Origin of the sequence: Streptomyces sp. ISL-36 (assembly GCF_018614205.1) — a bacterium.
GTDB lineage: Bacteria > Actinomycetota > Actinomycetes > Streptomycetales > Streptomycetaceae > Streptomyces.
Genome location: NZ_JAGGOS010000029.1, coordinates 20,812 through 27,703, shown reverse-complemented (window position 1 = coordinate 27,703; position 6,892 = coordinate 20,812). Strand labels below are relative to the sequence as shown.

The window sequence follows — 6,892 nt, the reverse complement described above, 5'->3', positions numbered from 1 at the left end:
CGCCTCCGCCCGCCGTGCCAGCCTGGGGCGTACCCGTCCCGCCCGTTCCCGAGGCACCGCGCCGACGGACCGGCGGGCTTGTCGCGGCGGTCCTGGCGGCCGCCCTGGTGGCCGGCGGTGTGGGCGGCGGCATCGGCTACTGGGCCGCCGAGCGCGGGGACGACGGCGCCCGCTCGACCACGGTCTCCGCCGGTGACTCCCCGGCCTCCTTCAAGCGTGACCCGGGGACGGTCGCGGCGGTGGCGAACAAGGCGCTGCCGAGCGTGGTGACCATCCAGGCGAAGTCCGGTGGTGGCGTCGAGGGAGAGGGCGAGGGCGGCACGGGTACCGGCTTCGTCTACGACAAGGAAGGCCACATCGTCACCAACAACCACGTGGTGGCCTCCGCGGCGGACGGCGGGGCGCTCTCGGCGACCTTCTCCAACGGCAAGACGTACGACGCGGAGGTCGTCGGCCGGGCGGAGGGGTACGACGTGGCGGTACTGAAGCTGAAGAAGGCCCCGGAGCGTCTGACTCCGCTGCCGCTCGGCGACTCGGACAAGGTCGCGGTCGGCGACTCGACGATCGCGATCGGTGCGCCGTTCGGCCTGTCGAACACGGTCACGACCGGCATCATCAGCGCCAAGAACCGCCCGGTCGCCTCCGGCGACGGCTCCAGCGGCAAGAACTCGTACATGAGCGCCCTGCAGACGGACGCCTCGATCAACCCGGGCAACTCCGGTGGTCCGCTGCTCGACGCGAGCGGCGCGGTGATCGGCATCAACTCGGCGATCCAGTCGACCGGCAGCGGCTTCGGCCAGTCCCAGGCGGGCTCGATCGGCCTCGGCTTCGCGATCCCGGTCAACCAGGCCAAGAACGTGGCCGAGCAGCTGATCAGGACGGGCAAGCCGGTCTACCCGGTGATCGGCGCGACCGTGAACATGACCGACAAGGGCGAGGGCGCCACGATCGCCGACGAGGGCGCGGGCGGCACCCCGTCGATCACCGCGAACGGCCCGGCGGCGAAGGCCGGCCTGAAGGCGGGCGACGTGATCACCGGCTTCGGCGACCGCCAGATCGACAGCGGCCCGACCCTCATCAGCGAGATCTGGACCCACCAGCCGGGCGACCAGGTCAAGATCACCTACGAACGCGACGGCAAGACCGCCACCACCACGGTCACCCTCGGCGAACGCACGGGCGACAACTGACCGGCTAGGCTGTCCCCCGCGCCGTTCCAACGGGATCCGGCGCGGGGTGGGTTGCCCGAGCGGCCTAAGGGAACGGTCTTGAAAACCGTCGTGGCGCGAGTCACCGTGGGTTCAAATCCCACACCCACCGCTTGCAGGTCAGAGAAGTAGCAGGTCAGAGGGCGGGCCCCGGAATCCGGGGCCCGCCCTCTGTGCTCACCCTGTCTCACCCTGATTCGCCGGTATCCCGGTGCTGACCAGTGCGTATGGGCCATGTGTGGGCCAGGATCGCGGTACTCAACCGCCGTTGAGCCCCTTCTCGATGAGCGCGTTCGCTCGGGACTGCTGGCCCTTCAGGATCTTGGCGTAGAACCGGAAGAGCACGGTGAGGCTGTGTCCTGCCCGCTGCGCGACTTCCACGGGGTCCACCCCGGAGTTGATCCAGAGGGACACCCCCGCGTGGCGAAGGGAGTACGGGACGTCCGCGAGGGGCGTCTCCGCCTCCTTCGCCGACAGGGCCTTGAGGCGTGCCGCGTCCCAGAGAGCGCAGTACTCCGTGGAGCGAATGCGTCCCCCTTCGGCCGCCCGGAAGAGTCGGCCGTCGTCCGCCGTCCCGTACCTCTCCTTGTGCTCCCTGAGCATCGCCGTGAGCACGGGCGGGATGGGGACCGATCGGGTCGCGGTACGAGCCCGACGCTTGAGTCCGCGCTCGTCGTACGACTTCCCATCATCGGTCCACCCCGAACCGACCTCAGGACGGCTTCCGGCGAGGATGAGTTCGCCCCACCCGGCCTTCGGTAGCGTGCAGTCGTCCTCGCGCAGCGCCGCGATCTCCGACGGCCGCATAGCGGCGTAGTACAGGCACCCGAAGAACGCGGACATGTGCTCGCCCCGCCCGCTGAGCTGCCGTACAGCGTCGATAAGCGCGCGGGCCTGCTCGGGGTTGGGGACGTAGCGGAAATCGACTTGATCGTCCCGTACCGGGGCCGTCCAGTCCACCCGGCCGAGCGGGTTCGCAGGGAGGATCGTGCGCTCGACGGCATACCGCAGCACGTTGCTCAGCACCATGCGCTTGCGGTTCACCGTGTTGTCGGCGGCGGTCTTCCCGCTGAGTGTCTTGGCGATGGCGTCCAGGGCAGCGCGCAAGCGGTCCGCCCGGGCGACCTCCGTCATCTTGTACGTGTTCGCGGCGATCCACGCGAGAGCCGCGGCGACGTCGGCCGGCGGCGGCTCGACCTCATGGCGGAGCCGCAACGTCCCGCCCTCGTCCTGCGTGGCGCGGAAGGCCCACCCGTACAGAGCCTTCCGCAGTACGGCGGGGTCCGGGGCGCCCCGCGAGCTGGACACGAAGGCCGGTGTGACGTTGGCCAGCGTCTCGGCGATGCTCGCTCGGTGCTTGGCCGCCGCCTTCGGCCACTTCATCAGCACGTACGCGGTGGCGTGCTCGTACCAGGTGGGCGTGTTCAGCGCGTCGAACTCCGAGGCGGGCAGTCCGGTCTCCTCGTCGAACTGCTCGCGGTTGCGCAGCGCGGCCAGAAGTTCGGACTGCCGTCCTTGCGCCTGCGGCTTGAGCTTGAAACTCCGGGAATGGGCGCGCTCTCCGACCCGCCACCGCAGCTCGAACGGCTTGGGACGGCCCTTGCGCTGCCGGATGGACCAGACGTCTACGTCGTACGTGAGCATGTCTCTCCAATGAGCGAGGGGCCCACCTAACGGCGGGCCCCTCAGTGACGGACGGATCAGGCGGCGACTTCCTCGCACCCGGACAACCATGCGTCCAGGTCCGAGCGGCGCACACGGAGCTGGCCGTTGGGGAGCTTGATGAGGCGCGGTCCCTGAGCGCGGGCACGCATCCGGTAGAAGGCGGCTCGGCTCATGCCGAGCTCGGTGAGGACTTCGGCGAGCTTGAGCATCTGCGGGCGTGCCATTGGGTGCCTTCCTCTGAGCAGTCGCTAGGTCGGGGGTCGGGCCCTTGGGGGCCCGTGTGTGTCCGAGGTCGGGATTTCTGCGTCACCGCGTCATCAGCGTCATTCAGGCGTTTGACCTGCGGTTTTCGGTGACGCAGGGGCCTTCGGGGTGCGTCACCGGTGACGCAGGCCTCCGTCACGGGTGACGCGGGTGACGCGGGGTGACGCAGGAATCGGCCGTCTGCGTCACCGCTGTAGTTGCTGGTCAGGTGCCGCTTTCCGGCCGTCGGTGACGCAGGTGACGCAGCGTCTTCCTCTTAGGAAAAAGAGGGTGGGGGTGTCTGTGGTGGTGCGCGCCTTAGAACGCGAAGAGGGAGCCGCTGCGCGGCACGTCCCTTTGAGCGGCGGCGGCGCCGCCGAAGAACAAGAGGAGCACGCCCCCCGGCGGGGCCGTGCTCCTCTTGCCTGTGCGGCGGACCGCACGGCGCGGGCTAGAACATCTCGCCCTGCTCGTCCGGCGGCTCGGGCGCGGGCCGGGTGATCTCGATGTAGCGGGCGGTGCGGGTGCGGCCCCAGTCGACGAGGACGCCGCGCGCGGCGAGGACGGGCTGGATGCGCTTGAGGCGGTCGGAGAGGACCTTGCCGGTGGTGGGCCAACCCTTGGGCAGGGGGCGGAAGTCCTCGCCGGTGTAGAGCTGGGTGAGGCTGTGCAGCCACTCGGCGGACGTCATCCGGATCCCTGTGTTGGGGTCGATGCCGGCGGCGTGCTTGAGGACGGTCTGAGCGAGCAGGTCGCCTTCGATGACGTCGTCGTTGAGGTCGTCCAGGCTGGCCCGGTAGGCGTCCAAAGCGCCCATGCTGGCGGCGGCGTCGAGCTGCGCGCACAGGTGGGCGAAGTCGGCCATGCGCAGGTCGGTGGGGATGTCGGCCTCGGTGGCGCGGACCTTCACGGTCAGGTCGAGCAGTGAGCCGAGGATCACGGGCAGGACCGGCGCGTACTCCGCCCACAGCTCATCCTCGGTGCGCCGCACGCGGGGACGTTCCAGACGGAGAGGAAGGAGCCGTTCGGCGAGGTCGGGGCGGATGACACCGACGTCGATGCCGGTCATGAGCAGGGGGCGGCGGTAGCGGGAGCGCACCACGTCCCCGTCGGTGAACAGGGCGCGCTTGATGTTCTCGGCGCCGGTGACGATGCAGCACATGGCGTCGGACAGGTCCGGGCCGAGGTGGGAGAGGTTGTCCAGGGCGGTGACCCATCCGGCGGCCACGGCCGTGATCAGGTTCTCCTCGTCCTTCGGTGCCCGGCGCAGGTCGCCGCTCATGCCCTCGATGATCCGCAGGAGCATCCGGCCGGTGGTGGACTTGCCCGCGCCCTGGGGGCCAGTGAGGAACGGGGCGGGGACGGGCGCGCTCGGGCTGAGGCAGCCGATGAGCCAGGCGATGGCCAGGCTCTCGGTCTGGGCGCTGGCGAAGTTGCACAGCCGCATCAACAGGTCAATGCCCTTGCCGTTGGTGTCCTTGGCCGGGAGGGGGAGTTCGCCGGTCAGTTGGGTACGGCGCCAGCAGACCTCGCGGGGGTCGGGGGTGAGGATGTCCCAGCCGGTGGGGTGGATGCGGACGGACTGGCCGTCGGCGCGGCCGAGGTCCAGCCAGGACGCTCCGTCGAATCCGGGGGCGACGCGGATGTGGACGGGCTGGACGTCCTCTGTGAGCGCGAGTGCTTCGATCAAGTCCAACGCCTCCTTCAAGGCGGTTCCGTTGAATACGCCGAGCCCGTCCTTGAACAGGCCGACCATGAGTTCCTGGCGGTGGCTGCCGGTCGTGCCCTGGGAGCGGATGGGGCGGGCGACGGGGTGTCCGTTGCGCTGGGCGTAGACGGTGCCGTCGGCGGTGCGGAAGTAGCGGAAGTTCGCCCGCGCGTAGTCGCTGATGACCTCGCGGGCGGGGTTCTTCTCGTCCTCGGACATCTCACATCCCCAGAGCAGCGGAGGCGTTAGCCCAGGCGACCGTGCAGTGCCGCGGGGACTCGCCCTTGGCCTGCGCGGCGGTGAACAGCCGGGCGATGTGGGCCTCGGTGAGGCACCCGCACCGGCCGTGGGTCGAGAGCACCGCGAGGAACGTCCGGTACACCGTGGCGTGGATCGCGCTGGTCGCCTCGGTGATGCGCTGCTCGGCCATGGCGATGCCGCGCTCGAGGTAGGCGGGCGTCCGGTGGCGGCACTGCCCGCCGCCAGTGGGGGCGGGCACGGTGACGGCGCGCGGCGCGGGCCGGACGGCGGCGGGCGCCTTCTCGGCGAGCGCGCGCACGGCCTCTGGCAGCTCGGCCAGGGCCCCGGTGCCGGGGCCGAGCCAGCGGGCGTAGGACATCGTGGACTTCAGGTCGACACCGGCCCGGACGCCGTTCACCGAGCGCATGGCGCCCCGGTAGATCCAGTGCTCCCCGCGCGTCGTCGCCACGGTCGCGGTCGGGGGCAGGTTCTCCCGGGCCCAGGCGACGGCGGCGGTGTTGTCGAGGTCGACGACGGTGACGCCGGCGCCGCCGGGGTGGTAGCCGATGGCCCGGGCGCGGCGCCATGCGGCCGCCCACTGCGGGGAGGCGAGGACGGTCGGGTCGGTGGTGGCGGCGGCCCAGCCGTGGCATGGCCACGGGCAGACGCACGGGCCGGGGGTGGCCATGTTCGGCCGGCCGCCGCAGGCGAGGTCCTCGCACGCGCGGCAGTTACCGAACGGGCGCTTGTCGGCCCGCAGCGGCAGCACGGGGAGCCCTTGCTCGGCGAGGCCCAGGGCGGTGGTGGGAATGCTGTTCACGCCGCGACCCCCGTCCGGGCCTGGGCGAGGAACTGGGTGCCAATCCACTGGCTGTAGGCGGGCGGGATGGCCTCGGTGAGTTCCTCGCGGATGTCGGTCCAGTCGATGCCCATCGCCGCCTGCAGCTCCGCCACGGACGGCTTGCCACCACCGTTGCCGTACGCGGCCACATACGGCCCGTCGTGGAACTCACCGTGCCGCCAGCCCCGGACGCGGCCCCGGTGCCTGGGGTGGGCGGGTCGGGTGACGGTCCAGCGGCCCAGTTCGAAGTTCCGGTGCCGGATCACGCCGAGTCCGAACTGCTCGCCGCACAGGGTGAGGTCCTTGCGGATCTCCGCCCGTCCGTTGGGCTGCTCGATGACGTACGGCAGGCCGGACGCCTCCAGCAGGTCCCGGGTCGCGGGGACGAGGTCGACGTGGTCGCCGCCCCAGCCCCGGGACCGGTTGGTGTCGACGGTGAGGGCGCATCCGGCCTGGCAGGGCGGGGAGGAGTGGACGAACGCGAACCGCTCGATCTCCCCCGTGGCGATCAGGTCCGCCAGGAACGTCAGGGCGTCGGCCCGGTGGAAGTCGAAGGGGTAGTTCGGGCGCGGCGCGATGTCGACGCCGACGACGTCGAACCCGGCGCGGTGGTAGCCGGTTCCGGCGCCGCCGGCGCAGCAGAACAGGTCCAACAGGAGCGGCCGAGCGGCGTGCTCTCGCCGGATGGGGGTGGGTTGGGTCATGCTGGATGTCTCCAGTTCATCGACAGTGGTCTGGATTGAGGGCGGCCCCGGCTTTGGCGAGACGGGGGCCGCCCTTCTTGCTGTGATGGGTCAGAGGTTGGTGGCGGCCTGGATGAGGGATTCGGCGAGCTGGTTGATGGGGCGGGCGGCGCCGGTGGAGGCGAGGAAGAAGCCGAACCCGGCGGCGATGAAGGCGGTGCCGGGGCCGAGGCTGCGGGAGCGCAGGAGGAAGAACAGGACGAGTCCGAAGAGCGCGACCAGGGAGACGGTCACGACCATGGCG

Annotated in this window: 7 protein-coding genes and 1 tRNA gene; 2 read left to right on the top strand and 6 right to left on the bottom strand. The window is 70.9% G+C overall.

Annotated elements, in window-relative coordinates; genetic code table 11:
* Both J7E93_RS08045 and J7E93_RS08040 read left to right on the top strand, forming a co-directional pair.
* On the top strand, positions 1 to 1,190 hold a 1,190-nt coding region (locus J7E93_RS08045; RefSeq protein ID WP_215066861.1), incomplete at its 5' end, for a S1C family serine protease.
* Between the two features lie 45 nt (positions 1,191 to 1,235).
* Positions 1,236 to 1,320, top strand: a tRNA-Ser gene (locus J7E93_RS08040).
* Between the two features lie 146 nt (positions 1,321 to 1,466).
* Here the strand turns inward: J7E93_RS08040 and J7E93_RS08035 are convergent.
* The 6 genes from J7E93_RS08035 to J7E93_RS08010 form a co-directional block, all read right to left on the bottom strand.
* Complete coding sequence (locus J7E93_RS08035; protein ID WP_215066859.1) at positions 1,467 to 2,852, bottom strand: site-specific integrase; 1,386 nt, start codon at positions 2,850 to 2,852, stop codon at positions 1,467 to 1,469.
* A 56-nt stretch (positions 2,853 to 2,908) separates the two neighbouring features.
* Positions 2,909 to 3,097, bottom strand: coding sequence for an AlpA family transcriptional regulator (locus J7E93_RS08030; protein ID WP_215066858.1), 189 nt, complete (start codon positions 3,095 to 3,097; stop codon positions 2,909 to 2,911).
* A gap of 470 nt (positions 3,098 to 3,567) precedes the next feature.
* A complete protein-coding gene (locus J7E93_RS08025) occupies positions 3,568 to 5,043 on the bottom strand; it encodes an ATP-binding protein (protein WP_215066856.1) in 1,476 nt (491 codons plus the stop codon).
* Between the two features lies 1 nt (position 5,044).
* A complete protein-coding gene (locus J7E93_RS08020) occupies positions 5,045 to 5,884 on the bottom strand; it encodes a bifunctional DNA primase/polymerase (protein WP_215066854.1) in 840 nt (279 codons plus the stop codon).
* Entirely contained in the window at positions 5,881 to 6,609 is a 729-nt protein-coding gene (locus J7E93_RS08015) for a DNA methylase (RefSeq protein ID WP_215066852.1), read from the bottom strand. The genes J7E93_RS08020 and J7E93_RS08015 overlap by 4 nt, the downstream gene beginning before the upstream one ends.
* 90 nt (positions 6,610 to 6,699) lie before the next feature.
* Positions 6,700 to 6,888, bottom strand: a complete 189-nt coding sequence (locus J7E93_RS08010) for a hypothetical protein (RefSeq protein ID WP_215066850.1) — start codon at positions 6,886 to 6,888, stop codon at positions 6,700 to 6,702.
* Between the last annotated feature and the right edge of the window lie 4 nt (positions 6,889 to 6,892).

Coding starts and splice junctions, on each gene's coding strand:
- J7E93_RS08030 (WP_215066858.1), bottom strand. CDS start 3,097: ATGGCACGCCCGCAGATGCTCAAGCTCGCCGAAGTCCTCACCGAGCTC.
- J7E93_RS08015 (WP_215066852.1), bottom strand. CDS start 6,609: ATGACCCAACCCACCCCCATCCGGCGAGAGCACGCCGCTCGGCCGCTC.
- J7E93_RS08025 (WP_215066856.1), bottom strand. CDS start 5,043: ATGTCCGAGGACGAGAAGAACCCCGCCCGCGAGGTCATCAGCGACTAC.
- J7E93_RS08010 (WP_215066850.1), bottom strand. CDS start 6,888: ATGGTCGTGACCGTCTCCCTGGTCGCGCTCTTCGGACTCGTCCTGTTC.
- J7E93_RS08035 (WP_215066859.1), bottom strand. CDS start 2,852: ATGCTCACGTACGACGTAGACGTCTGGTCCATCCGGCAGCGCAAGGGC.